At 62.9% G+C, this 23,584-nt stretch carries 20 protein-coding genes and 1 pseudogene; 9 read left to right on the plus strand and 12 right to left on the minus strand.

What is annotated here, in order from left to right; all coding sequences use genetic code 11:
• Position 1: 1 nt before the first annotated feature.
• Positions 2-217, plus strand: coding sequence for a helix-turn-helix domain-containing protein (locus AUR_RS03795; RefSeq protein ID WP_021471874.1), 216 nt, complete (start codon positions 2-4; stop codon positions 215-217).
• Positions 218-240: 23 nt separating this feature from the next.
• Here the strand turns inward: AUR_RS03795 and AUR_RS03800 are convergent, their stop codons facing one another.
• On the minus strand, positions 241-807 hold the full coding sequence (locus AUR_RS03800) for a hypothetical protein (protein ID WP_031216357.1): 567 nt from the start codon (positions 805-807) through the stop codon (positions 241-243).
• 173 nt (positions 808-980) lie between these two features.
• Here AUR_RS03800 and AUR_RS03805 point away from each other — a divergent pair, with 173 nt between their 5' ends.
• A complete protein-coding gene (locus AUR_RS03805) occupies positions 981-1,658 on the plus strand; it encodes a LysM peptidoglycan-binding domain-containing protein (RefSeq protein WP_241650852.1) in 678 nt (225 codons plus the stop codon).
• 140 nt (positions 1,659-1,798) lie between these two features.
• Positions 1,799-2,221 (plus strand): Rv3235 family protein, encoded by a 423-nt coding sequence (locus AUR_RS03810; protein ID WP_062097266.1) that lies wholly within the window; start codon positions 1,799-1,801, stop codon positions 2,219-2,221.
• 81 nt (positions 2,222-2,302) lie between these two features.
• Here AUR_RS03810 and secA read toward each other — a convergent pair whose 3' ends face one another.
• The 7 genes and pseudogenes from secA to mtrA all read right to left on the minus strand — a co-directional run bounded on the left by secA (position 2,303) and on the right by mtrA (position 12,883).
• Positions 2,303-5,044 carry a preprotein translocase subunit SecA gene (gene secA / locus AUR_RS03815; RefSeq protein ID WP_021471870.1) on the minus strand — a complete coding sequence of 914 codons (2,742 nt, stop codon included), beginning with the start codon at positions 5,042-5,044 and terminating at the stop codon, positions 2,303-2,305.
• A 42-nt stretch (positions 5,045-5,086) separates the two neighbouring features.
• Complete coding sequence (locus tag AUR_RS03820) at positions 5,087-6,376, minus strand: winged helix-turn-helix domain-containing protein (RefSeq protein WP_062097268.1); 1,290 nt, start codon at positions 6,374-6,376, stop codon at positions 5,087-5,089.
• 31 nt (positions 6,377-6,407) lie between these two features.
• The gene (gene hpf / locus AUR_RS03825; protein ID WP_021471868.1) at positions 6,408-7,136 is read right to left on the minus strand and encodes a ribosome hibernation-promoting factor, HPF/YfiA family; all 729 of its coding nucleotides are present in this window, start codon (positions 7,134-7,136) and stop codon (positions 6,408-6,410) included.
• 177 nt (positions 7,137-7,313) lie between these two features.
• Positions 7,314-7,988, minus strand: a complete 675-nt coding sequence (locus tag AUR_RS03830; RefSeq protein WP_241650853.1) for a ComF family protein — start codon at positions 7,986-7,988, stop codon at positions 7,314-7,316.
• 437 nt (positions 7,989-8,425) lie between these two features.
• On the minus strand, positions 8,426-10,144 hold the full coding sequence (locus tag AUR_RS03835; protein ID WP_263884665.1) for an LpqB family beta-propeller domain-containing protein: 1,719 nt from the start codon (positions 10,142-10,144) through the stop codon (positions 8,426-8,428).
• Positions 10,145-10,308: 164 nt separating this feature from the next.
• Positions 10,309-12,060, minus strand: a pseudogene (mtrB, locus tag AUR_RS03840) (MtrAB system histidine kinase MtrB); the annotation flags it as partial.
• A 148-nt stretch (positions 12,061-12,208) separates the two neighbouring features.
• Complete coding sequence (mtrA, locus tag AUR_RS03845; RefSeq protein WP_021471864.1) at positions 12,209-12,883, minus strand: MtrAB system response regulator MtrA; 675 nt, start codon at positions 12,881-12,883, stop codon at positions 12,209-12,211.
• Positions 12,884-13,106: 223 nt separating this feature from the next.
• Here mtrA and AUR_RS03850 point away from each other — a divergent pair, with 223 nt between their 5' ends.
• From AUR_RS03850 to AUR_RS03875, 6 genes are read left to right on the plus strand one after another with little or no spacing between them, the layout of a single operon-like run.
• Positions 13,107-14,342, plus strand: coding sequence for a DUF7847 domain-containing protein (locus tag AUR_RS03850; RefSeq protein ID WP_241650855.1), 1,236 nt, complete (start codon positions 13,107-13,109; stop codon positions 14,340-14,342).
• Positions 14,339-15,031, plus strand: coding sequence for a DUF4129 domain-containing protein (locus tag AUR_RS03855; protein ID WP_062099259.1), 693 nt, complete (start codon positions 14,339-14,341; stop codon positions 15,029-15,031). The genes AUR_RS03850 and AUR_RS03855 overlap by 4 nt, the downstream gene beginning before the upstream one ends.
• Entirely contained in the window at positions 15,028-16,245 is a 1,218-nt protein-coding gene (locus AUR_RS03860) for a DUF4350 domain-containing protein (protein ID WP_128397048.1), read from the plus strand. Before AUR_RS03855 ends, AUR_RS03860 begins: the two co-directional genes overlap by 4 nt.
• Complete coding sequence (locus AUR_RS03865) at positions 16,242-17,306, plus strand: AAA family ATPase (protein ID WP_082694393.1); 1,065 nt, start codon at positions 16,242-16,244, stop codon at positions 17,304-17,306. The genes AUR_RS03860 and AUR_RS03865 overlap by 4 nt, the downstream gene beginning before the upstream one ends.
• Positions 17,307-17,320: 14 nt before the next feature.
• Positions 17,321-18,613, plus strand: coding sequence for a DUF58 domain-containing protein (locus AUR_RS03870; RefSeq protein ID WP_062097272.1), 1,293 nt, complete (start codon positions 17,321-17,323; stop codon positions 18,611-18,613).
• 17 nt (positions 18,614-18,630) lie between these two features.
• The gene (locus AUR_RS03875; protein ID WP_062097274.1) at positions 18,631-19,335 is read left to right on the plus strand and encodes a DUF4166 domain-containing protein; all 705 of its coding nucleotides are present in this window, start codon (positions 18,631-18,633) and stop codon (positions 19,333-19,335) included.
• A gap of 80 nt (positions 19,336-19,415) precedes the next feature.
• On the opposite strand, the gene AUR_RS03880 is transcribed toward AUR_RS03875, so the two are convergent.
• From AUR_RS03880 to AUR_RS03895, 4 genes are read right to left on the minus strand one after another with little or no spacing between them, the layout of a single operon-like run.
• A complete protein-coding gene (locus AUR_RS03880; RefSeq protein WP_062097276.1) occupies positions 19,416-20,441 on the minus strand; it encodes a uroporphyrinogen decarboxylase/cobalamine-independent methonine synthase family protein in 1,026 nt (341 codons plus the stop codon).
• A gap of 2 nt (positions 20,442-20,443) precedes the next feature.
• Positions 20,444-20,833, minus strand: coding sequence for a chorismate mutase (locus AUR_RS03885; RefSeq protein ID WP_021471856.1), 390 nt, complete (start codon positions 20,831-20,833; stop codon positions 20,444-20,446).
• Positions 20,834-20,874: 41 nt separating this feature from the next.
• The gene (locus AUR_RS03890; protein ID WP_021471855.1) at positions 20,875-22,593 is read right to left on the minus strand and encodes an ABC transporter ATP-binding protein; all 1,719 of its coding nucleotides are present in this window, start codon (positions 22,591-22,593) and stop codon (positions 20,875-20,877) included.
• Complete coding sequence (locus tag AUR_RS03895; protein WP_021471854.1) at positions 22,590-23,558, minus strand: ABC transporter permease; 969 nt, start codon at positions 23,556-23,558, stop codon at positions 22,590-22,592. Before AUR_RS03895 ends, AUR_RS03890 begins: the two co-directional genes overlap by 4 nt.
• Between the last annotated feature and the right edge of the window lie 26 nt (positions 23,559-23,584).

Below are 23,584 nucleotides of genomic sequence, written 5' to 3' on the forward strand. Positions count from 1 at the left end.
CATGCCCCGTTTCTTGACCTTGGCCGACGTTGCCGAACAACTCCAGATCAACTCGCCCCAGGCCTACGCGCTCGTTAGGAGCGGAGAACTCAAGGCCATACAAGTAGGCGGCCGCGGCCAGTGGCGGATCGAAGAAAAGATGTTGGAGCAGTACATCGAAGAGCGCTATGCCGAGGCGAGCCGGATGATCGAGAAATCCAGGTCCAAATCTGCCTGAAAGCGGCAGTGGTCCACCTTCCTCTAATACTCGCGTCGCGAAGCAGAGCGCACCCCGAGCAGAGACCTAAAGGCCACGGTAGCTACAGCAGTCACGGCGGTGGCACGGCGCGCCTCTCCTCCTGTGACAGCGATCTCCAGGAAGTCCTTGCCCACCCTGTCGATGACTCCGCTGAGCACACGCCCCGCAGCGCCTGCCGCCACATGGACCTCAACACTCTGCCTTTCGCGGGCGAGGCCCCGAAGGGCACTGGCCAAGGGAAATACCAAAGCGGGCCCATTCACAGGCTTCCGGGCCAGCCTGCCAAGATTCTCGAAATAGCTCACGGAATGCAACGGAATGAGCCACTGACGGGTGGCAGTGTTGAGCACCAACCAGTCCGCCCCGACCCGCCCCAATGAACCGGCTTCCTTGCTGCCATTGTTTAGCGTGATCGAGACTTCGCGCCCGAGGGCGCCGCGGAGCCTGTCGGCGAGTTCGAACTGCGCGACCTCCACGCGGGCACGTTCGGCAACCTCTGCTTCCCGCGCCAACGTGCGGTCAGCAAAAAATTGCGCCTCCATGTCACCGAAAAGAGAGTCCCATCTCATCTGCTCAGGCTAGGCTCTGAAGAAACAAGCAGCAACACCACGGCGCGTAACAATTGGACATAGTGCATCAAAGAAGTTCAAACTGAACTAATTGCATCAAATGACATCAAACTGCTGTGGGGAGCACGAGTCCGATGAGCCAGGAACTAAGACCACTTCGGAACGACGCCGCGTTGGCCATTGCCATCTTGTTCATCGGTTGCCTTTTGGTGGTTGTCGGCGGCCCTTGGCCACGTATAAAAGCGGTGCCGATTGACGCACTGACGTTTGACCAGCTCTTCGGCCTCGGCGCGAACCTCGCGGGTCTGGCTGTCGTGTCCTGGTGGTTACTTTCCTTTGTTCTCGGCCTCATGGCGAATGTCTTGAAACGAACCGGCCAAAGTACTGCCGCGCGAGTCGCCTCCAAAGCCACCCCTGCTTTCATGATTCGCATCGGAGCAGCCGTTCTGAGCGTGAATCTTCTAGGAGGCACCGCGGCCTTCGCCGCTTCTGTTCCCGATCCGGGGTGGAGAAGCACGTCCACAGCACAGTCACCCGATGCCGCTTGGACGAAGACAGGCCTGAACGTGACACCCGGGTGGAAGCCCAAGGCTCCAATCATCGACCCGGGTTTACTCAGTCGGTCTTCTGCACGCGTGGCAACGCCACGAGCTTCGGACGATGAAGGCGTTGTTGTCATGCCGGGCGACACCCTATGGTCCATCGCGGCCAGCAGGTCAGGACCATTCGCCAGTGATCTCGATATCGCCCTCGAGTGGCCCAAGTGGTACGCGGCCAACAAAACAACGATCGGCGAGGACCCTGCGGTCCTCCATCCCGGACAGGTCCTGAAACCTCCGCCGCGAACCTGACCATTCGTCCCACTCCAGCAAATCTGCCCGCTCAGGGGCATTTAGATCCAATTTCACCCCTTTCAGGGTCATCCCAGATAGCACTGGAGCCAGGCAAACCCCATGCCCGGCTCCCTCAAGCAACTTTCTGAGGATGGACCATGAGCGTAAGCACTACCCAACGACTGGGCGCCAGGCCAAAACCGAAACGCAGGCTGCCGGTCCGCGGCTCCGGCGGCAACAGTATCGATGTCCGGTTGGTTGCCCGCAGCATAGCCCAGGCAGTCGTGGAGGTGCTTGCCGGAACGCGTCCTATACAACAGTTGGCAGTTTCCTTGTCTGATGACTGCTATTTTTCGCTTCAACACAGAGCTGCCTTGACCCGTGAACACGCCGCGAAATCGCGCGCATCACAACGCATCCACCTCAGCCCCATGGTGCGCTCGGTACGTGTGTGCAGCATTTCCGACACCATCTGTGAGGCCTCAGTCGTGGTGGCGGAAGAGCAACGCTGCCGGGCTTTGGCAATCCGGCTGGAACTGATGGACGATGTGTGGCAGGTGACCGCGCTCGAGATTGGATGAACCGCTCGCGATCAGGCAAGAAGAAGTCCGGGATCGCTCGCATTGAACGATCCCGGACTCTCACGATTCGAACGAACCGAACTAACGCCGCTTCTTCTTAGCGGGCTTCCGCGGTTCCTGGGTGGCTGCCTTCGCCGGGTTTCCCGAACGGCCTGAAGACCTTCCCTCAATGCGCGTCTGGGTTCCTCCGTCTTCGCCGGGCGCCGTGTACTGCAGCTGAGCCGGCTTCTCAGGCGCTTCGAGGCCTGCTGCCCGGATTTGAGGCTCGTGGTGCTCGGTATGCGTGCCACCAACAGAGTCGTCGGCCACCACAACGTCTTCCGCCGGGGTTACCTCTACCTCGAGGTTATAGAGGAACCCAATGCTCTCTTCGCGGATGGCCTCCATCATGCTCTGGAACATGACATAGCCCTCGCGCTGATACTCCACCAACGGGTCCCTCTGCGCCATCGCCCTCAGGCCGATGCCTTCCTTGAGGTAATCCATCTCGTAAAGGTGCTCTTGCCACTTCCGTCCCAAGACCGAAAGGACGACGCGACGTTCAAGCTCACGCATGCTTTCAGAGCCGATAGCTTCTTCGCGTGCCTGGTAGACCAACTTCGCGTCGGAGAGGATCTCATTCCTCAGGAACTCGACCGTAACCTTGGACTTGCCTCCAGCCTCATCAATGATGTCCTGGGCGGTGACCGTTGCCGGGTAAAGGGTCTTAAGGTTCGACCAGAGCTGGTTGAAGTCCCAATCGTCGCCGGTACCTTCGGCAGTCGCGGCGTCAATCAGGGCGTTAATGGTGTCTTCCAGGAAGAACTGAACCTTTTCGTGGAGATCGTCCCCCTCAAGGATCCGACGGCGGTCACCGTAGATAGCCTCGCGCTGGCGGTTCAGGACATCATCGTATTTGAGGACGTTCTTGCGCTGTTCCGCGTTGCGGGCTTCCACTTGGCTTTGGGCCGAGGCGATGGCTCGGGACACGAGCTTCGATTCCAGGGCAACGTCGTCCGGGACCGAACTGTTCATGAGCCTTTCGGCTGCACCGGAGTTGAACAGCCTCATGAGGTCATCGGTCAGGGAGAGGTAGAAGCGGGACTCACCGGGATCACCTTGACGGCCGGACCGTCCGCGAAGCTGGTTGTCGATGCGGCGGGATTCGTGGCGCTCAGTGCCCAGGACGTAGAGACCGCCCAGATCCAACACTTCCTCATGCTCATCCTTGACGGCTTGCTTGGCCGCGGCGAGCGCCTCCGGCCAAGCGGCCTCGTACTCGTCCGAGTTTTCCTCGGGGTCGAGTCCGCGCTTGGCCAACTCGGCAATCGCAGTGAACTCGGCGTTTCCGCCCAACATGATGTCCGTGCCGCGGCCTGCCATGTTGGTAGCAACAGTCACTGCGCCTTTACGACCCGCTTGTGCCACGATCGAGGCTTCCCGGGCGTGGTTCTTTGCATTGAGTACCTCGTGGCGGATGCCCTCTTTACCCAGCAACTTGGAGAGATATTCGCTCTTCTCCACGCTGGTTGTGCCCACAAGGACGGGCTGGCCCTTCTCATGCCGCTCGGCGATGTCCTTGACCACCGCGTCGAACTTCACGATTTCGTTCTTGTAGACGAGGTCAGGCTGGTCGATGCGCTGCATGTCCCGGTTGGTCGGGATGGCTACTACGCCCAGCTTGTAGGTGCTCATGAACTCTGCGGCTTCCGTCTCAGCCGTGCCGGTCATGCCGGACAGCTTGGAATACATGCGGAAGTAGTTCTGCAGGGTGACGGTGGCGAGAGTCTGGTTCTCTGCCTTGATCTCGACGTTTTCCTTGGCCTCGATCGCTTGGTGCATGCCCTCGTTGTAGCGGCGCCCGGCGAGGATACGTCCGGTATGTTCGTCAACGATCAGCACTTCGCCGTCCAGGATGACGTAGTCCTTATCCCGCTTGAAAAGCTCCTTGGCCTTGATGGCGTTGTTGAGGAAACCGATCAAAGGAGTGTTGGCTGATTCGTACAGGTTCTGGATGCCGAGGTAGTCCTCGACTTTTTCGATGCCGGATTCCAGCACGCCTACCGTGCGCTTCTTTTCGTCGACCTCGTAGTCAACGTCCGGCTGGAGGCGAAGAACAACCTTGGCGAACTCGCTGTACCAGCGGTTGGTGTCCCCCTGGGCGGGGCCGGAGATGATCAGCGGTGTACGTGCCTCGTCGATCAGGATGGAGTCGACTTCATCAACAATCGCGAAATGGTGTCCTCGTTGCACGAGCTCGCTGGCATCCCAGGCCATGTTGTCGCGCAGGTAATCGAATCCGAACTCGTTATTGGTGCCGTACGTGATGTCCGCAGCGTACTGTTCCCTGCGCAAGGCCGGATCCTGGTTGGACAGGATGCATCCGCTGGTGAGGCCCAGGAAGCGGTAGACGCGGCCCATCAGTTCGGATTGGTACTCGGCAAGGTAATCGTTGACCGTCACAACATGGACGCCCTTGCCGGTCAAAGCATTCAGGTAGGCAGGCGCCGTTGCGACGAGTGTTTTACCTTCACCGGTCTTCATTTCGGCAATGTTGCCCAGGTGGAGTGCGGCGCCACCCATGAGCTGTACGTCGAAGTGGCGCATTCCCAGGGTCCTGGACGAAGCCTCCCGAACTGCAGCGAAGGCCTCGGGGAGAAGATCGTTGAGGGTTTCTCCGTCTTGGTGACGGGCGCGGAGCCGGTCGGTCTCTTCACGGAGTTCGGCATCTGAGAACGTCTTGAATGAGTCTTCAAGGGCATTGATGGAATCGGCATAGTTCCGCAGTTGCTTCAGGGTTTTTTTGTCACCCGTGCGGAGAAGTTTTTCGATTAGTGATGCCACGTGAAATTGCTCCCAGTCTCATGCTGCCGAATTCTGGCTGTTTCAGTCTACGGGAGAGACCAAGGCCACGTAGCCTGTTTCCCCTGTCAGCGGATTGACGCGCCCGCCGAGCGGATCTTGGGAGTGGCGACGGGCCGCTATGGCCTCGTTGAGCGTCCGGGCCAAGTCTCCGACAGGTGACACCACCACTTCCTGAAGCCCAAGCCAATCCCCCATGAGGCACAGCTCTGCTGCCAGTTCCTCAGCAGTATCCGAGGGCGCCGAGGGTTCGGCATGGGCAGAGCGAACCAACAGCCTGCCCCCTGGCCGGTCAGCCTTCAGGTCTACCCGCGCAACGATCCCTTCGCGAAGTAGGAATGGCAACACGTAGTAGCCGAAACGCCGCTTGGCCGCAGGCGTGTAGATCTCGATCCGGTAGTGGAAGCCGAAGAGTTCTTCAAGGCGGCGCCGTTCGAAAACCAGCGAATCGAAGGGACTGAGGAGCGCGCGCCCTTCTGCCCGGCGCGGTATTTTTGCGTCAACATGCCGGAAAACGTCGCGGTCCCAGCCCTTCACGGTGACGCGCTCGAGTCGGCCGGCCCTCTGGAGCCGTTCCACGGAGGCCTGTCCGGCTTTGGTCGGCGTACGAAAGTAGTCTGCGAAGCACCGGACCGTACCAATGCCATGAGCCTTCGCCGCTGCTTCGATCAAGCGGTCCATGGATGCGTCGGGATCCATCCACTCCGGTGTTCCTCCGGGGTACACACGGGACGTCAGGGCGTACCGGCGTTCAAACTGGGCGGTTCGGGCAGCGGCTGAAACGCGCCCTTCCTCGAAGAGATGTTCAAGAACGCGTTTGACGACGTTCCAGTTCCAACCCCAGTTCGCCCGGTCCTGGACTTCATCATGTCCCAACTTGGCTGTCAGTTCCGAGGCGGTCATCGGCCTGCTCGTCGCCAGTACTGCGAGGATGCGGTTTTCCATGTCAATTCGCACCTCCTCGTCCAACGAGTGGGCGCCCACCCAGTACCGCTTCTGCCAGGCAAGCAGATCGGGGAAATGTTCCGGCCTGATGAAACTGGCTTCATGGGCCCAGTACTCCATCATTCTTCGAGGCGCCCTCCCTGCCATCGTCTGCAGGATCGCGGTGTCATAGTTACCCAACCGGGAAAAGAAGGGCAGGTAGTGACTGCGGGCAAGGACATTGACCGAATCGATCTGCACCAACTGCAATTGGGCAAAAGTCCGGCCCACCGCCCTCGCTGTTACGGGGGTGGTGGGCCGGACCCTTGCTAATCCTTGGGCCTCCAAAGCCATCCGCCGCGCCTGTGACAGGCTCAGCGAAACGGTCATGGGAGTCCTTTCACTACAAGCAGCGCGCCGATTACCGTGCGCTTGCTGCTTGGTCGTCCGAGCGGTACGCGTGGATCTTCTCTTCGACGGCCTCCTGGCCGGGCTCACAGGTGGAATCGAGGGAGATCACACCATAGGTCCAGCCGCTTCGACGGTACACAACGGAGGGTGCGTTGGTTTCCTTATCAAGGAACAGGTAGAAGTTGTGACCCACGAGTTCCATGTTGTCGACGGCGTCGTCGAGCGTGAGCGAGGCTGCCGGGAAAACCTTCCGGCGGATAAGCACGGGGGAATCACCGGCGGGAATATCGTTTTCGATCTCGTACGGCGACCGCTCGTCGGGTTCGGCTGCAGCGGTTTCGCTGTTACCGGCCACCTCGTAAATGGGAGCCGTTGTACTGGCAGGCTCCAGGGATGCCGTTGCTTCGCGAACGGCCTTGGGCGTGTGGCGCCCGTGGTGCACCTTCTTCCTGTCCTTCGCCCGCCGCAGACGCTCAAGAAGCTTGTTGTAGGCGAGATCGAAGGCAGCAAATTTGTCAGCGGCTGTGGCTTCGGCACGAATAACAGGGCCTCGGCCCAAGACTGTCACTTCAACGGTAAGCTGGCCGGGCGTCTGCCGGGGATTGGTCTCCTTGGAAACCTTGGCGTCAACCCGCTGGACCTTGTCCCCCAGGGATTCAATCTTTGAGATCTTCTCGCCGGCATATTCGCGGAAGCGGTCGGAAACTGTCAGATTTCGTCCGCTGATCATGAACTCCATGGTGCCCTCCAATAACTCAGGTGACACGACAACGACGCTTCTTGGGGCCGGTCTGACAGACAGTCGAGCCCCTTTCCGAGCCGCTATCGACAGGTACATCTGTTCTTGGTACCCACAACCGACGTTAGTTCATCGGCACGAGTTATTCATCCTTTGGCAACTTATTTTTTGATTTGGTCACAAGGACTCCGGGGACTCGTCGCCGACCGGCCCGGAGGCGTAGGCTGGTGGCCTCGTGGCCGCCAACACGATGGCTCCGCACACGATGCCGCCGGCTGCGGACAGCGCTCTGGCTGATTCGGCGAGCGTCGCCCCGGTGGTCAGAACATCGTCAATGATCAAGAGCTTTTGCCCGTTGATCTTCTTCGTGGACCGGGACGGCACCTGCATGGAGCCGGCGACCCTCCTGGCCCGTTCTCCGCGCCCCAAGCCCTTCTGTCCTCCGGCTTTCCTGATACCGCCGCTTCTTCCGAGAACGCCGGCGAGGTACTGGTGGATACTCCGCGGCGAAGCTCCCCTACGGATAAGCAGCACAGGTTCGGGGCGTTTCCGCAGGACGTCCACTACCGGAAAGTCCGGGAGCAATCGGCGGCGCCGCGTACTGGCCAGGAGGAGTTGCACGGGGCTGAAACCACGCTTCCTGAAAGCTGCTCCGCTGCTGGGCACCGGAACAAGGCAGTAGCTTGCTTTTCCACCGGCGGCAGCTCCCACCGCCCGTGCCAGGCACGCGCCCAGGACATTCGCCAAGCGCCATTGGCCAAGCCGTTTGAACGACAACAACGCCTGGCTGAGTTCCTCACGGTACGGGCCCGCTGCCACGACTTCCAACGTCGCGGTCCCATCGATGTCCACTAATGCCGGCGCCTGTTGCTCCGCACGGAAAGGCGTGGCACACAACAGCCTGATTTTCTTTGCACACACGCCGCAAATGACGGCGTCCTCCACTCCACAGCAAACACACTCAACAGGAACGAGCAGCACGAGCAACTCGCCACAAGCGCGCTGAAAGGCCGCGGCGCACCTGGCACGCACGGCACGGTATTCGCCGCGCCTGCGGGCAACTCCGGGATCCCGGGAGTCCAGGTCAGGGTCGCGGCGGGCAAGCAAAGACGTGGCCGGACTCCGGGGATTGCGGGGACTGCGGACCGCGGACGTCACAGCAGCCACCGCCCACGGATGGCGTATGTGTTTAGCATGTCCCAAGCCTGACGCGCGGGTGGCTTAGTCGGCAGCCACCCGCGCGGCTATGTGAATAACCTTGAGCGTGAATAACCTTGAAGCGGCGGACCTCATCCCGGGAAGGAAGGCTCCGTAGGTCCTTTGAGTTGTAGCTCCCAACCGTTTCCTACGCGTTGGAAGACCCCGGCCTCGGATTGGCCGAATATTTGCTCCGGGCCATTGCCGGCGCTCAGGCTCGTGAGACCGTCCCAGGGCGCAAGCTGCTGGGGATCCCCTGATGCCAAGGACAGCAGTTCCGGAACCACGGTTGCCGTGGCGGACCCCGCCATCACTGCCACCGAAGAACCGTTGACCCACACGCCCTGGTCCGGTTCGGAAGAGGTGACCAGGTTTACGGGCACCGTAAGGTCCTTCGGAGTCCCGTCGGAATTGCGCACTATGCCGGCCACCTGTACCGCCGTCTTTCCGTTGGCTTCGGAAATAACCAGCGCCCGGGTTCCTTCCCTGGAAACACGGAAGTCCTTGACCGTCCTGCCCGACAACCAGGCCGGGGTCATGGTCACTGACGGCATAGCCATGCCTGCTGCAATGCCCGTGGGTTTGAAGGCGACCACTTCCGTGGCACCGCTGGCACCGGGACCGGCAGTCCAAACCCAATCACCGGGACTGAAAGAAGGCCCGGTGAGGGTGCTCCTGGTGGTCAGTTGCCTGGCCGTTTCCTGTCCGGGCTCTATGACGTACAGGGTGGTCTTGTCTCCGTTGAGGAACGCGATGGTTTGGGACACGGGCGACTCGGCCGGTGCATGCGGCCCCAGGCCCGCCACCGACCGAATGTCAGGCAAGGGTGAGATCCTGTTGTTCTCGTAGCGGACCAATTCCCCGTTGTTGATGGCTATTTGGCGGGCGGGAACGCTTCGGTCAACCACAGGCGGGAGGACGGAACCGTCATCGTCCACCCGGACCAGGTCCTGGTCTGCACGCAGTTGGACGTTTATCACGTCCGGTTGGCTCCTGAATGTCAAAGCCAACTGGTTCTGCATGCGTTGGCGGTCCTCGGCCGAGGCGTCAAAAAGCTCCTTCGCCGAGAGGTCCACTTGCGCGGACCCGGACACGACGGGGACCGACTCACGGGCCAGCTTCATCCCGGACGGAAAAGCGCTGACGACGGCGCCACGCAAGTAGGGTGCGGGACCGGCGAGCAAGGCGCTGGTCATCGACTTGACGGTCTTCTTCTTAATGAACCAGCGGTAGTCCGGCACCGCATAAGTGAAGGTGGGGTCGTAGAAGTAGATGGGATAGGCACCGTAGATGACCTTGAAGGTTTCCTCGGGTATGGCTGTCCCGTCCGGCACCTTGGAAATCCGCCACTCCCCTTCCACTTGGTCCAGGGTGACGGGAATGGATTCCTTGGTTCCAGCCGGGTACTGGGTTGCTATGCCGTCGGCATCCACGGAATAGGCAACATCCAGCTGGTAGACGTATTCGTTTTCAATGGCCGTCTTAACAACCTGCGCCTCACGGAACACCAAGGCACGTTTGTCAGGCTTCCAGGTGACGGACTGCGCCTGGGTGAGGTACTGGCGTGCTACAGGGTAGTCGTCCTCGTAGCCGCTGCCCGCCATGTAGAAGTCCTCGATCACGGCTTCCGGACTTGCTCCGGCGCGAGGTGCCGCCGGAAAGAAGACGGGGGCGTTGGCGTTTCCGGCGCCCTCATCCTTGCTCTTGCCAACCGGTCCGGACCGGGGAATCTGCGCACAGGAAGCCAGCAGGACCATCAGGATCGCCAGCATGGCCACGAAGGCGCGTTTGCGGGCTTGTTGGCGATTCACGACGTCGGTCCTTTCCCTTGCTCCGGCCGGTCTTCAGCGCCGGGAACGTCATGGTTCCCTGCCTCGACGTCGTCGTCGCGGGTGCCCTGTCCGGCGTCGTCAACCGCACCCGGGTTTTGATGTTCGGCAGGTACCACGCCGGCGTCCCCAAGGGGCGCACCCAACTCATCCGAAGCCGGCCAGGCCGTGGGGTCGTCCGCTGCTGCGCTGAGCAACAGCACTTGCCGTTCGAGCACTGCCCCCGGCTCTATGCCGCTCACGGCGAATTCCGCGGGTTCCAGTTGGAGGGGTGATTTGAGGATTGTCCCTCCCTGCCGCAGCGGCAAGGTCAACCTGAAGTTCGAACCAACGCCCTTGCGGCCCCACGCCTGCAACCAACCATTGTGCAGCTTGGTGTCCTCGGCGGCGATGGACAGGCCCAGGCCGCTCCCCCCGGTTGTCCTGGCGCGGGCGGGGTCGGCCCGCCAGAAGCGGTCGAACACACGGGCCGCCTCTGTGGGGGTCATCCCGATTCCGTGGTCACGGACTGCGATGGCCACAGCATCCTGGTTGGCTGCAACGGAAATGTGGACCGGCCGGCCTTCCCCGTGCTCGAGGGCGTTCAGTACCAGGTTCCGAAGGATACGGTCGATGCGCCTCGAGTCCATTTCCACGATGATGCTCTTCTCACGGGCGTGCAGGAGGACCTCGGAACCATACTCCTCAGCCACCGGAGCTGCGCCTTCAATAACTTGGCCCAGGACTTGGAATATATCCTGCGGCTCGGCGTCCAGGACGGCCGCTCCCGCGTCGAAGCGCGAGATCTCCAGCAGGTCCGAAAGCAGTGACTGGAATCGTTCCACCTGGTTGTAGAGGAGCTCGGCCGATCTCTTGTTCATGGGATCGAAGTCTTCGCGGGCGTCGTACAGGACTTCCGCGGCCATCCGCACCGTGGTCAGCGGGGTCCTCAATTCGTGCGAAACGTCTGAGACGAAGCGCTGCTGCATCTGGGAGAGAGTGGCAAGCTGGGTGATCTGCTCCTGCAGGCTCGCAGCCATGTGGTTGAAGGATGCTCCGAGGCGGGCCACCTCGTCTTCCCCCTTGACCACCATCCGCTCCTGCAGTTGGCCTGCCGCGAGCTTTTCGGAAACGACGGCGGCATGGCTGACTGGGCTGACGACGTTCCGGGTGACGTACCAGGCGACGGCACCGATCATGAGCACCAGTGCTGCGCCACCGGCCAGCAGGACGTTCTGGATCTCGTCCAACGTCTTCTGCGCCGTGTTGAGGTCATAGATGAGATAGAGCTCGTACATGGTCCCGTTGAACGTGACCTTGTTGCCCACGGCGATGCCGGGACGGTCCTCGTTGCCCACCGGGAACTCCATCGAAGCCCAGAATTGTTGCTTCCCTCCTTCCTGCACCGCTTTGCGGAGTTCAGGAGGGATGACGCGGACAGTCAATTGGTCCGAAGCGCGTGACTCGACCCATCGGTTGCGGGGCTTGGTCTGTTCCGGGACGGCTTCGAAGACGTAGCGGCGCTGGATGACCGAACCCCGGCCTTCCACCGCAGTGAGGGTGTCGTACACCAGCGTGATGACGCTGGACTGATCCGTGACCTGAGCGCCGTCGAAAGTGTCCTGGACCTGCTTGACGTTGTAACGGGACTCCGATTCCGCTTGGGCGAGGCGTTCCTGGAAGAGGTTGTTGGCGATCTGGTTCGAGAGGTATGCCCCGACGATGGCAAAGGACGTCACCGCCAGCAGCAACGTGGTGAGGACAGTCCTGAACTCAAGGGACCGCCGCCACCTCTTAAGCAGTGAGCCCCAGAGGAAGCGCAGTCCCGGCCGGATCTGCCGAATGCCGATGGAAACCAGCCGCGACACCCTGAGCACCAGTATGAGGCCACGGCGCGTCCAGATACGCGCGCGCGACATCAGCCACCGCACGTTCCGCTCTTGGCGGTGGCTGGAGGAAGAGGCCCCTTCCGACGTCTGACGTTCCGCAGGCGGGACGTCCGGCTGTGTACCGGTGCCGGCGGGAGGCTGTTCGGTTTCCTCTTGGCCGGCCTTACCGGGGGACGACTCAGGAACCTGCTTTATATCCGACACCACGAACCGTCAATACAACCTCAGGCGCTTCGGGATCGCGCTCGATCTTGGAGCGCAAACGCTGGACATGAACATTCACCAACCGGGTGTCCGCGGCGTGCCTGTAACCCCAGACCTGTTCCAGGAGCAGCTCACGCGTGAACACCTGCCAAGGCTTGCGGGCCAAAGCCACCAGGAGATCGAATTCGAGGGGCGTGAGCGAAATCCTCTCACCACCGCGGGTGACCATGTGTCCGGCCACGTCAATGGTGACATCGGCGATCCGCAGCGTTTCAGGTGCCTTTTGCTCACCGGGACGGAGGCGGGCCCGCACCCGCGCCACGAGCTCGGCAGGTTTGAATGGCTTCGGCACGTAGTCATCCGCGCCGGATTCCAGGCCGCGAACCACATCCGAGGTGTCCGACTTGGCGGTGAGCATGACGATCGGAACATCCGATTCCCCACGGATCTGCCGGCACACCTCAATGCCGTCGGATCCCGGAAGCATCAGGTCCAGGAGCACGAGGTCCGGCTTTGACGAACGGAAGACATCGAGGGCCTGGCCGCCGTCTGCGCAGAACACCGGTTCGAAGCCGTCGTTGCGCAGCACAATGCCAATCATTTCCGCGAGTGCCTCGTCGTCGTCAACTACCAGAATGCGTGCCTTCATAGTTATATGTTCCCTTATCCACATGCCTTTGTCCTGCTGGGCGGGCGCACGGCATGGCGCCCCACAGGCCTCTTCCACCGTACTGCAAAGCCTTCAACAGGGCCGCCACGAAAGGCCGGAAGGTCATGCTAGGAGGTATGGCGCCGTGACTATAGGCTGGGGTCCGAAGGTCCGTTTGGGGGACGTCGATAAGCGGCGGGCCGGGTCTGATGGGGAGGAATTCGTGTCACAACCAGAGCACGGCCAGCAGCCACCTGCCGGTGCCCAGCCGGGTTGGGGTGCCCAGCCGCAGTGGGGAGGCACCCCGGTGTGGCCCACTCCCCCGGTATCCCCGCCGGCACACCAGCCGGCGGCCGGACAACAGCCTTGGCCGGCCCAGCCGCCAACGGGTTGGCCGCAGCCGGGCATGCCCCCCGGACAGCCACCCTATGGACAACCCCTATATGTAGCACCTCCCAAACCAGGCATCATCCCGTTGCGTCCGCTGCAGTTCGGGGAAATACTCGACGGCGCGTTCCAGACCATCCGCCGCAATGCCGCGGCCATGGTCGGTTCAGCGTTGATCGTCCAAGCCATCAGCCAGACCCTTCTGGGGGCCGTTTCCTTGGGCTTGCTCCAAGCGGTCGATTCGCTGGATACCGTGGAATCACGTGCCGAACTGGACGGCCTCCTTGGCCCTTTCATCGGGATGATGGCCGGGGCGCTTGGCATCACCATGCTCATGGCATTCCTGGGGTCAGTACTCCAAGGCGTGCTGGTGGTCCCGGTATCCCGGTCGGTGCTGAACCGGAGGACAGGCTTCAAGGCCATGTGGAAGCTGGCCGCCCCACGGATTTGGCCGTTGCTGGGCGTGGCTGCCCTGCTGACCTTCGCAGCACTCCTGGCTATGGCAGCCGTCGCCGGCATTGCCGTGGTGCTGCTGATGAATTTGGGCCCTGCCGCTTTTGCTTTGGTCATTCCTTTGTGGCTTGGGGCGTTTGTCCTGTACCTCTGGATCGCCATCAAGCTCATGTTCGCACCGGCGGCGATCGTGGTTGAGCGGGTGGGAATCTACCAGGGCCTGCTGCGCTCCTGGCAGTTGACCAAGAACAGCTGGTGGCGGATTTTCGGCATCACGATCGTCGTGAACCTCTTGGTTGGGGTTATCGGCTACGTCGTCCAGATCCCGGTGCAGTTGGCTTCGGGCGCGGTCGGCTCGGTGGTCTCGCCGCATCCGGATTTCGCTTCCATGAGTTCGGCCCTGCTGGTAACCACGATTATCTCCACGGTCGTTTCAACGCTGGTAGGTTCCATAACCTTCGCCTTCCAGACTTCCGTCTCCGCCCTGATCTATATGGACCTGCGGATGCGCCGGGAAGGACTGGACGTCGAGTTGATGAGGCTCATGGAGTCCGGCGCCGACCCTGACGGGATTCCCGGTGCCCCGCGAGGGAGAAGTGCCGGGTGGCCGTCGGCATGACGGGAGCTTTCCTGCGGATTCCCAGTGCAATCGCTGTCTTGGAACCACCGGTGAGTCCGGACCGGAACGAAGCACGGCGATGGGCGGAGGAAGAACTGTCCAAGCCCAAATACCCGGACGCGCAGCCAAGCTGGCTGGAGCAGGTATGGCAGGATTTCCTGGACTGGCTGGCTTCCCTTGGCAGCGACTCCGGGTCGCCGGGCAACGGAATCGCCGTTCCCGTCATCATCGCCCTGGCCATTGCGCTCATTGTGGTGGCCGTCATCGTGGTCCGTCCCAGGCTGAACGCGCGTCGCAGGAAACCTGTTCCCGACGTCTTCGGCGATGAGCCGGTGTTGGACGCTGCGGCATACCGGCAACGGGCGGCGGCTGCCGCGGACGACGGCGACTGGCGGGCCGCCGTCGTCGAACAGTTCCGCGCTGTGGTCCGGTCCTCGGAGGAACGCGACATCATTGAGGCGAGGCCCGGCCGCACGGCCGATGAAGCAGCCGTGCAACTGGGCGGGGTCTTCCCTATCGCAAGGCTGCGCCTGACGGATGCGGCAAGAAGCTTCGACGCCGTCCTCTACGGCGGAATGCCTGCGCACAGAGCCGATTTTGAGGCCGTATGCGCCGTTGATTCCGAGCTTCTTGGCATGGCACCGGAGTTTGGCGCACCTGCGGCCACAGGATTCGCGGTGCCTCGATGAGCCGCACGGAAACCCTGGCCGAAGCCCGGACGGGAGAACCCGCGACCGAGCCCAATAAGCCGCAACACCGCGACCGGCACCCCCGGGCCGGACAGTGGTTCCGGAGAAACGCACTGTGGATCATCCTGGCTTTGCTCTTCGCCGGGCTCGTCACCTACCTTGTGGTGGATCGGCAAGCAGCCGCCCAGGACTCCAGGCGGTTGTCCGCCAACAACCCCGGTCCGGGAGGTGCCATGGCCGTGGCTGAAATCCTCAGCCAGCACGGGGTGGACGTCACCAGCACCGACACCCTGGAGGAGACCACAGCCGCGCTGGAACGCGATCCGGACGCAAGCTTGCTGCTCTATGATCCCCGGGGTTTCCTCGACGGCGAACAGCTGTCCGGGCTGCGGGACTCCGCCAACCGGATGACGGTGGTTTCTCCCCGCCTGACCGTTCTGCGCGCCCTCGATGCCGATATCCGTCCGGGCGGCGTGGTCCCTGAGGACATAACGACGTTGAATCCCGCCTGCGGAGTGGAAGATGCGCAGGCTGCCGGTCCCGTCGCAGCGCGGGGCGCAGTGTATTCCGGTCCCGCCGTCTGCTATCCGATCCGTGACGGCGGACCGGGACTGTATGCGGCGGTCGAAGGGGGCAGGCTCGTGGTCTTGGGCAGCACCGACCTGCTGGACAACCAACACCTCGCCGATCAAGGGAACGCCGCCCTGGCGATTCGTACGCTGGGTACCACGGAGAAGCTGGTCTGGTACTTGCCCTCCGTGGCCGATATCCAAGCAGATCGTTCGGCCCCAACCCTCAGCGAGCTCGCTCCCCCGTGGGTGGCCGTTGCCGGACCGTGGCTTGGGTTTGTGGCGTTGCTTGCCATTGCGTGGCGGGCACGCCGGTTGGGGCCCTTGGTTTTTGAGCCCCTCCCGGTCGTCGTGAAAGCGGCTGAGACAGCCGAGGGCAGGGCGCGCCTTTACCAGGACTCACGGGCGTTGCGGCTCGCTGCGGACACCCTGCGTGCCGGCACCCTCACCAGGCTGGCCAGGCATTTCAAGCTGGGAGCCGACGCCACCCCCGATGCGGTTGTTGATGCCTTGGCGTATCGCCTCGGCAGGCCGGTACCGGAGATGCAAGCATTGCTGCTCAGCACCCATCCGGAGACTGAAGGACACCTGGTCCAATGGGCCCAGCGCATGGAACAAATCGAACAGGAGGCCATGGGCCGATGAACAACCAGCCGAGCAGCTACGCGGAAACTACCGGCGCGTACCCGGACAACGCGGTTACAGCGGGTGGTTCCCCGGCCGTCGCCCCGGAGCACCCGCACCAAGGCCATCGGGAAGATCCTGCACGGGAAGCCTTATTGAATGTCCGTCGTGAAGTGGGCAAGGCCGTCGTAGGCCAGGACCCGACTGTCACAGGCATGCTCATCGCCCTGCTGTGTGACGGCCACGTCTTGCTGGAGGGCGTCCCCGGGGTGGCCAAGACCCTGCTGGTGAGGGCGCTCTCCACCGCTTTGAGCCTGGAGACCAAGCGTGTCCAGTTCACGCCGGACCTGATGCCGGGCGATGTCACCGGATCCCTGGTCTACGATTCCCACTCTTCGGAGTTCTCCTTCAGGGAGGGTCCGGTGTTCACCAACATCCTCCTCGCCGACGAGATCAACAGGACTCCGCCCAAGACCCAGGCCTCCCTCCTGGAATCCATGGAAGAACGGCAGGTTTCCGTGGACGGGGTCTCCAGGCGGTTGCCCGAACCCTTCATCGTGGCTGCCACCCAGAACCCGGTGGAGTACGAAGGAACGTATCCCCTCCCCGAGGCCCAGTTGGACCGTTTCCTTTTGAAACTCACCATGCGGTTACCGGACCGGATGGAGGAAATTGAGGTGATTCGCCGGCACGCGGCGGGCTTTGATCCTCGCGACCTCGGCGCGGCCGGAGTGCGTCCGGTGGCGGGAGCCGCCGAGCTTGCCCGTGCGCGCGAGGCGGTGGCGGCGGTTTCCGTTGCTCCCGAGATCCTCGCCTACATCGTGGACGTTGTCCGCGCCACCCGATCGGCTCCATCCTTCCAGCTGGGCGTCTCGCCCCGTGGCGCCACCGCTTTGCTCAACTCCGCAAAGGCGTGGGCTTGGCTGTCGAACCGGACGTTCGTCACGCCGGATGACGTCAAGGCGTTGTCCCTGCCGTGCCTCCGGCACCGTGTGGGGTTGCGGCCTGAGGCCCAGATGGACGGTATCAAGGTCGATGATGTGTTGGGCAGCATCCTGGCCTCCGTGCCGGTGCCCCGATGACCAGGACGTCCTGAATGGCAATCACGGGCCGTTTTGTCCTGTTGGCGTTCGCCGCGCTGGCTCCCTTGGTGCTCTTTCCTGCATGGACAACAGTGCTGCTCGTTACCGGAGCGCTCCTGCTCTTCCTGGTCATCGATCTGGTCCTGGCTGCGTCACCGGCCAAAGTGACGTTGGAGCGGCGCCAGCCACCCAATGTGACTCTTGAAAGCAGCGTCACTGCCACGCTGACGGTGACTAACGGAAGCCGGCGCAGGCTCCGCGCCGTGGTCAGGGATGCCTGGCAACCCTCGGCAGGTGCGGCCTATGCCGTCCAGTCGCTGGCAGTTCCGCCGGCTGAACGCCGTCGAATGTCCGTGACGTTGTGCCCGAGCCGGCGGGGAGACTTGGAATCGCCGCACGTGACCATCCGTTCCCTTGGCCCCTTGGGGCTCGCCGCCCGGCAACGGACCCGTCCCCTGCCCGGCAAGCTGAGGGTCCTTCCGCCGTTCCATTCCAAACGCCATCTGCCCTCCAAACTCCGCAAACTTCGGGAGCTGGACGGCCGGGCAGCCGTCCAGATCCGCGGCGCTGGAACCGAATTCGACTCCCTCCGGGACTATGTGCGCGGCGACGACGTCCGATCCATCGATTGGCGGGCCACAGCCCGGCGTACCTCCGTGGTGGTTCGCACGTGGCGTCCGGAGCGGGACCGGCGGGTGGTGATCGTGCTGGACACCTCACGCACAGCTGCAGCACGGATCGCTGATGAGCCCAGGCTTGATACGGGCATCGAAGCAGCGCTGCTGCTGGCCGTCCTGGCTGAACGGGGCGGCGACAGGGTGGACTTCCTCGCGTATGACCGGCGGCTGCGCGCCCGGGTCGAATCGGCGTCGAAGGGGAACCTGTTGGGGCAGCTCGTCCAGGCCATGGCACCGCTGGACGCCGAACTCATCGAGCTCGATTGGCAACAGATACCCGGCCAGGTGCGGGCCGTCTCGGCGCATCGCTCCCTGGTGGTGCTCTTGACCGCGCTCGACGGCGGTGCCCCCGAGGAGGGCCTCCTGCCCTTGGTGGCCCGGCTGGCCACGCAGCATGTGGTGGTGGTGGCATCCGTACGTGATCCGCTTTTGGACGCGATGAAGGAAGAACGCACGACGGCGAGCCAGGTTTTCCGCGCCGCCGCAGCTGAACGGGCCCTCTTGGAACGGGCTGCCGTTTCAAACCAGCTGCGCCAACTTGGGGCTGAAGTAGTTGATGCGCACCCGCTCGAGCTGCCGCCCATGCTCGCCGATGCCTACATCCGGCTCAAAGCCGCCGGCCGACTCTAGGAAGGACTGACTGCACAATGAATCAACCCATCTACAAACTGGCCCTGGGCGATGCCTTCGAACAGCTGGCTCCGGAGCTTCAGGACTATTTCTCCCTTTCCGCGGGATCGGGCCACTACGGAGTAGGACAGGGTGTTTTCGATGTTGTGGGCTGCCGCCAAATATGGTTGCGCCCCTTCCTGTCGCTGACTACCGGCGAGGAAGCGTTCTTCCCGGAGTACGGCGAGGGCATTCCCTTCCGGATCGAAAACCACGCCCATGTGGACCCCTTCAACCGTGCCGCGCTGACAGCACGGCGAGAGATCTTCTTTCCCTCGGGAACGCGGTTGTTTCATGACACCACCAGCGCGATCCCTGAAGCCGGGGCCCACCGGCTGGTGGACCACGTGGGCAGGTACCGGCGGCTTGTCACCGACCTCGAGGTCTCTGCCACCCCGGACGGAAAGCTCCGCGGAGTTTCGAAAAACAGCCGCCTGTTCCTGGGACCACTTCGGATCCCCCTGCCCAGCGCCATGGATGCCCGCGCGTATGCCGAACAGTGGTGGGACGCCGAAGAGGGCAAACACCGCATCCAGGTGAAGGTGATCCAACCCCAGGTAGGCCTCGTCCTGGTTTACGCCGGCCGGTTCGACTACCGGCTGGTTCCCTACTTGCCCGGCAGCGCCGCCGGACAGTCGCTGCCCCGGTACGCTGAACCGGATCGCTGGGAACAGCGCATCTGAGCGAATCTGATCCCGGGCCGGTGACAACCTGGCCGCGGGCCAGTCGGTCCAGCCCAAACCGTGGGCCGGTTGTTCCCGTCCTAGCCGAGGGCCAGTTGGTCCAGTCCGTCGGCAACGTGTGTCAGTTTGGTGAGGACCGCCTGCGCTTCGGCAGGTTTCAGGTGCGCCAGGCCCGTGGCGGGCGTGACGCGCATCCCGGACAATCCGGCGGCCGGGAGACCCAGCTGATGCCAAGGCCGCCAAATGCTGTCCACCACTTCGGCCGTCCTCGGCAGCGGCTTCTCCGTGCCAAGAGCCCCGGCCCACAGGCGTTTCCCGGCTTCGACGGCAGCGGCCAGCTGTTCCCATTGGCGTGTGGTCAAAGCCTTGAGCGGCACGGCGATCCCGTCAGCCCCGGCAGTGATGATCCGTTCAAACGGCGCTTCGATCTCCGGCACCGAAATGACGGTCTCTACTGCCCCGGCTGCCTTGATCGCCTCGATGACCAGCCGCCATGCAGCGGTGACTTCTTCGCCGTCAATGGACCTGAGGGTTCGGTACCCGCTGGCGGTGGGAATGGTCCCGCCCATGACGGCTGCGATGTCCGGCTCATCCAGTTGGACCACGATTTCTGCGCCAGGAACGGCCGCACGAATACGTCCAAGGTGATCGGCCACCCCTGCTGCGAGCGACTCCGCGATATCCCTCCGCGCACCGAAATCCAACAGGGCCCGCTCGCCATTGTGGAGGTAAAGTCCGGCTGCCAGGCTCAGCGGCCCCACGAACTGGATCTTGATTGCGGACGCAGGATTCTCTTCGGCCCCCGCCACGTCGGCCAGCACATTGACGTCGGAGGCCAGCGCCGACCGCGCCCGCTGGAGGTCCTTTCCCGGGCGGTCCACCAGCCGCCAGCCGTGTGGCTGGATGTCGATCGCGAGCTCAACCAGCAAGCTCCCCGTCCGGCCGATAGGGTCCGAGCCGACGCCCCGGTCCGGCAATTCGGGGAGGAACGGCACGTGCGGGTCCCCGAGTTCTCCGCGGATGGTGCGGAGCGCTTCAGCGGGGTCGTTCGCCGGCCACGGTCCCAGTGCGGTTGCGCTGGTCCGGTGTTGCTGTACTTCTGCCACGCCTAGGCCTGCTGATTGGTGGTCTGGTGGTTCTCGGCGATGGCCTCGTGATGCCTGATGACCTCGCTGATGATGAAGTTGAGGAACTTCTCGGCGAACGCCGGATCAAGGTGCGCGTCCTCGGCCAAGCGCCGCAAGCGGGCGATCTGGGCGGCTTCCCGTCCCGGATCACCCGCCGGCAGCTTATGCGTGGCTTTGAGGATGCCTACCTTCTGGGTGGCCTTGAACCGCTCGGCGAGCAGGAACACGAGCGTGGCATCGATGTTGTCGATGCTGGAGCGGATGGACAACAGTTCGTCCATGATGGCCCGGTCCACTTGTCCGGACAGGGAACTCGCTGCCGGGTCGAAGGATTCGGAGTCATCAGGAAGGACATTGTTCTGCTCGGTCATGCCTCCCAGTCTAGGGTGTGGCACTTGGCCCCGCGTTGTTGTTACCCCGGGGTCGCTCCGCCCAGCAGCGCGCGGTGGGCCTCCCGCCGTCGGGCCTGTTCCTCCGGGTCCGGCACCGGCAGCGAGGCGATCAGCCGCTTGGTGTAGTCGTGCTGCGGCGAGCCCATGACGTGGTTGCCAATCCCCTGTTCAACCAGCTTGCCTTTGTAAAGCACCCCCACCCAATGCGACAACATATCAACCACTGCCAGGTCGTGGCTGATGAACAGCGCGGCGAACCCGTATTCCTCCTGGATGTCCTTGAAGAGATCCAGGACTTTCGCCTGGACCGAGACGTCCAAGGCCGAGGTAGGTTCGTCGGCAATGAGCAGGCGCGGATTCAGCGCGAGGGACCGGGCCAGGGAGGCACGCTGCCGCTGGCCGCCGGACAACTCGTGCGGGTACCGCTGCGCGTACGACGCCGGCAACTGGACTGATTCGAGCAACTCGCCTACCCGCTTGCGCGCCTCGGCAGCGCTTGGCTTGGTATGGATCATCAGTGGTTCCGCGACGCATTCCCCTATGGTCAAGTGGGGGTTGAACGAGGCTGCGGGGTCCTGGAAGACGAAGCCGATGTCCTTCCTGAGGGGGCGGAAGGTGCGCTCCTTGAAGTCGAGCATTTCGTAGCCGAGAACCTTCAGGCTGCCCCCGGTTACCCTGGTCAGGCCCGCAATGGCCCGTCCGATGGTGGATTTGCCGGACCCCGACTCGCCTACCAAGCCAAAGACTTCGTTCTCGGACACCGTGAAGCTGACGTCATCGACGGCCTTGAAGCCGTGCTTGCCAAACCGTCCGGGATACTCGATCACCAGGTTCTTCGCCTCAACCAGGACCTTGCCGTCCTGGTGCAAGCGTCCCCGGGCTCCCTCGGATGCTGAGTTCCGCCCGAGGTGGGGTACGGCGGCCAGGAGCTTCCGGGTGTACTCCTCTTTGGGTTCCGCGAACAGCACCTTGGAAGGCGCCTCCTCCACCACATCCCCTTGGTACATCACCACCACACGGTCGGCGAGATCGGCCACCACTCCCATGTTGTGGGTGATGAGGACGATCGAGGTGCCGTAGTTGTCCCGCAGATCGCGCAGGAGCTGCAGGATTTCGGCTTGGACGGTCACGTCCAACGCGGTGGTCGGCTCATCCGCCACGATCAGCCCGGGGTTCAACGCCAGGGCAGCTGCGATGACCACACGCTGCTTCTGTCCGCCCGAAAACTGATGCGGGTAGTAGTCAACCCTCGTCTCCGGGTCGGGGATTCCGACCTTCCGCAGCGCCTCCGTGGCACGCGCCTTTGCTTCCTTGGCGGAAACCCGGTGCCCGTCGGTACTGTGGGCCCGGATGCCCTCGGCAATCTGCCACCCCACCGTAAAGACCGGGTTCAGTGCCGTGGAAGGCTCCTGGAAGACCATGGCAACGTCGCGTCCGCGGATACGGCGCAGGGCTGATGTGCCGAGGCTGATCACGTTGTTGCCCTTGATGAGGACAGCGCCGGAACTGATGGCTGTTTCGGGAAGCAACCCAAGAATGGTCTTGGCCGTGACGGTCTTGCCCGATCCTGACTCGCCCACAATGGCAAGTACTTCGCCGGCTCTCACGTCCAGGCTCACATCTTTGACCGCCCGGACGTCGCCGCCGTCCGTAGCAAAGGTGACCTGCAGTTTCTCAATGGACAGGACCGGTTCCCTTTGCGGTGCGTGGTCCTGGACTTCTCCGAGGTTGATGCTCATGGCGTGGGTCCTTCCGCCGGTGCGGTCCCGGTTGTGCCGGACTGTGCACCGTTGGGTTTGGTGGCGCCGGCCCGTTTGCGGCTCCGGATCCGGGGGTCGTTGAGGTCATTGATGCTTTCGCCCACCAGGGTCAGTCCAAGCACTGTCAGGACGATGGCCAAGCCTGGGAAGACACCCGTCCACCAGATGCCGGAGGAGGTGTCCGCCAAGGCCTTGTTGAGGTCGAAGCCCCATTCAGCAGCCGAAGTGGGTTCGATGCCAAAGCCCAGGAAGCCAAGGCCGGCCAGGGTAAGAATCGCCTCCGAGGCATTGAGGGTGAACATGAGCGGCAGCGTCCGGGTGGCGTTCTTGAAGATGTGACGGCTGATGATCCGCAGGCTGGAGGCCCCCAGCACCTTGGCCGACTCCACAAACGGCTCGGCTTTCAGGCGAATGGTTTCGGCCCGGATCACCCGGAAGTACTGCGGTACGAACACCACCGTGATGGCGAAGGCGCAGGAGAAGATGCCGCCCCAGAAGCTGGACTGGCCACGGCTGATCACAATGGAGACCACTATGGCCAGCAAGAGCGTGGGGAAAGCGTAGATGGCGTCAGCCACCACCACCAGGATCCTGTCCAGCCAGCCTCCGAAGTAGCCGCTCAGCAGTCCCAGGGCCACCCCAAGGAACAGAGACATCGCTACGGAGACCACGATCACGGTCACAGCGGTCTGCGATCCCCACACCACTCGTGAAAGGACGTCATAGCCTCCCACGGTGGTGCCCCACAGGTGCTTGGCACTCGGTGCCTGCTGGGTGGGGAACGAACCGGAATCATCACTGAGTTGCGAATAGCCATAGGGGGCCAGCAAGGGGGCAAAGATGCTGGTCAGCACAAAGAGGCCGCTCAGGATGACACCGGCAATCAGCATCCCCCGTTGGAGGCCGACGCTCTTACGCAGGTGGGATACCACGGGCAGCCGCATCAGGAGCGGTTGTTTGGGCGCAGTAA

The sequence above is a fragment of the Paenarthrobacter ureafaciens genome (assembly GCF_004028095.1).
Taxonomy (GTDB): Bacteria; Actinomycetota; Actinomycetes; order Actinomycetales; family Micrococcaceae; genus Arthrobacter; species Arthrobacter ureafaciens.

What these genes read in the sequence shown, in the direction of transcription:
- AUR_RS03795 (WP_021471874.1), top strand. Translation starts at nt 2, where the DNA reads ATGCCCCGTTTCTTGACCTTGGCCGACGTTGCCGAACAACTCCAGATC.
- AUR_RS03800 (WP_031216357.1), bottom strand. Translation starts at nt 807, where the DNA reads ATGAGATGGGACTCTCTTTTCGGTGACATGGAGGCGCAATTTTTTGCT.
- AUR_RS03810 (WP_062097266.1), top strand. Translation starts at nt 1,799, where the DNA reads ATGAGCGTAAGCACTACCCAACGACTGGGCGCCAGGCCAAAACCGAAA.
- AUR_RS03820 (WP_062097268.1), bottom strand. Translation starts at nt 6,376, where the DNA reads ATGACCGTTTCGCTGAGCCTGTCACAGGCGCGGCGGATGGCTTTGGAG.
- hpf (WP_021471868.1), bottom strand. Translation starts at nt 7,136, where the DNA reads ATGGAGTTCATGATCAGCGGACGAAATCTGACAGTTTCCGACCGCTTC.
- mtrA (WP_021471864.1), bottom strand. Translation starts at nt 12,883, where the DNA reads ATGAAGGCACGCATTCTGGTAGTTGACGACGACGAGGCACTCGCGGAA.
- AUR_RS03855 (WP_062099259.1), top strand. Translation starts at nt 14,339, where the DNA reads ATGACGGGAGCTTTCCTGCGGATTCCCAGTGCAATCGCTGTCTTGGAA.
- AUR_RS03860 (WP_128397048.1), top strand. Translation starts at nt 15,028, where the DNA reads ATGAGCCGCACGGAAACCCTGGCCGAAGCCCGGACGGGAGAACCCGCG.
- AUR_RS03865 (WP_082694393.1), top strand. Translation starts at nt 16,242, where the DNA reads ATGAACAACCAGCCGAGCAGCTACGCGGAAACTACCGGCGCGTACCCG.
- AUR_RS03870 (WP_062097272.1), top strand. Translation starts at nt 17,321, where the DNA reads ATGGCAATCACGGGCCGTTTTGTCCTGTTGGCGTTCGCCGCGCTGGCT.
- AUR_RS03875 (WP_062097274.1), top strand. Translation starts at nt 18,631, where the DNA reads ATGAATCAACCCATCTACAAACTGGCCCTGGGCGATGCCTTCGAACAG.
- AUR_RS03885 (WP_021471856.1), bottom strand. Translation starts at nt 20,833, where the DNA reads ATGACCGAGCAGAACAATGTCCTTCCTGATGACTCCGAATCCTTCGAC.
- AUR_RS03890 (WP_021471855.1), bottom strand. Translation starts at nt 22,593, where the DNA reads ATGAGCATCAACCTCGGAGAAGTCCAGGACCACGCACCGCAAAGGGAA.
- AUR_RS03895 (WP_021471854.1), bottom strand. Translation starts at nt 23,558, where the DNA reads ATGCGGCTGCCCGTGGTATCCCACCTGCGTAAGAGCGTCGGCCTCCAA.